Here is an 844-nt window from a genome sequence, read left to right as displayed (position 1 = left end):
ACCTGTTGCTGCTCCATCTCTGGCTGCTGCTGCGCCGCCTGCGCACGGTCCAGGGCGCCACGGAGCTGTCGCAGGCGCTGTTCGACCGATTCTGCGAGGACATGGACGACAATCTGCGGGAGATGGGGGTGGGCGACCAGACCGTGCCGAAGCGGATGCGGGCCTTCGGCGAGGCCTTCTACGGCCGGGTGCAGGCCTACGACCAGGYGATCGAAGGTGGCGTTGAGGCGCTGGCGGCGGCGATCTGCAAGAATATCTTGAATGGGGCCGGCCTGGACCAGGCGAAGCGGCTCGCGGCCTACGCGCGGGCCACGGATGCCGATCTCGGCCGGACCGACGAGGCCGCGCTGCTGCGCGCGTCCTTCAACTTTCCCCCGGCGCTTCCCGAGGATGTCACGCCATGAACCGACCGAATACTGGATCCGAGCCCGATCCCTGGCGGGTCCCCGTCATCGTCGCGCAGATTCCCGATACCGGCCTGCACCGCGAGATCGAGGCGTCGGCCGCTGAACGGAAGGTCATGGCGGAGGTCGCGGGCGTGCGGGAGATCCTGTCCGCCAACGCCAGCTTCGATGTCGTGCCGAAAAGCGGTGGCCGGCTCCATGTCACGGGCCACGTCCGCGCCCGGGTCGGCCAGACCTGCGTGGTCACGCTCGATCCGATCGAGAACGAGATCGAGGAGGAGGTGGACCTGACCTTCGCCCCCGAGGCCGAGGCACGCCGCCTGTCCGACCTGATCGAGGAGGGGCAGGACGACGAGGAGCCGCCGGAGGTCATCGACCCGCCCGAGGCCATCATCAATGGCATCATCGACCTTGGCCGGCTCGCCACCGATGCCCTGTTC

Annotated in this window: 2 protein-coding genes; both read left to right on the top strand. The window is 68.6% G+C overall.

The window, feature by feature from the left end:
* Positions 1-404: ubiquinol-cytochrome C chaperone family protein (locus tag AC1D00_RS43390; protein WP_477014965.1), on the top strand; the 404-nt coding region annotated here is incomplete at its 5' end.
* The coding region (locus AC1D00_RS43385; RefSeq protein ID WP_477014964.1) for a YceD family protein at positions 401-844 on the top strand (444 nt) is incomplete at its 3' end. The genes AC1D00_RS43390 and AC1D00_RS43385, both read left to right, overlap by 4 nt.

Source organism: Bradyrhizobium sp. P2_E8, assembly GCF_056403875.1.
This window is presented reverse-complemented; position numbering and strand designations above follow the sequence as displayed.